A 475-nucleotide genomic window follows, 5' to 3' on the forward strand; every position below is an offset into this window, starting at 1 on the left:
AAAAAGACACTATTTATAATTCTGAATTTACAATTTTGGCTACGGATTCACAGCAATCCCAATTTAAAGCACTAAACAGATTCAAGTATGATTCCTTAAAAACAGATTTAAAAAATAAAGGAATTAGAAGTATTCCTTCGCCACGTAATGAATGGAAATTCCAACAGCTAGTCGCAAAAGACATAAAAAACCAGATAACTGCTGTGGAACTGGATATTTTTGATAAAACCTACATTGTTAAATATTCCTCCAAACCTGCTTGGTAAATATTGAAAGATAAGAAACTTATTATGACGGGAGAAAATGCATTGCCTGGTTTACGACCGAGGATCCAATTAATGATGGTCCTTATAAGTTTTATGGTTTGCCAGTATTAATCTTGAAGGTGTATGAGGAGGAAAATAATTTTATTTTCGATATTAAAGCGTTACCTGCTATGCTACCAAAAACAACATTAAATCACACGAAATTATAT

Annotated in this window: 1 protein-coding gene and 1 pseudogene; both read left to right on the forward strand. The window is 31.8% G+C overall.

Annotation, left to right across the window (positions count from 1 at the left end):
* A partial coding sequence (locus tag D7X55_RS45085; RefSeq protein ID WP_233610423.1) for a hypothetical protein occupies positions 1 to 266 on the forward strand: 266 nt, incomplete at its 5' end.
* A gap of 32 nt (positions 267 to 298) precedes the next feature.
* Positions 299 to 475 (forward strand): annotated as a pseudogene (locus D7X55_RS46110) (GLPGLI family protein); the annotation flags it as partial.

It is taken from the genome of Corallococcus sp. AB049A (genome assembly GCF_003668885.1).
GTDB classification, from domain to species: domain Bacteria; phylum Myxococcota; class Myxococcia; order Myxococcales; family Myxococcaceae; genus Corallococcus; species Corallococcus interemptor.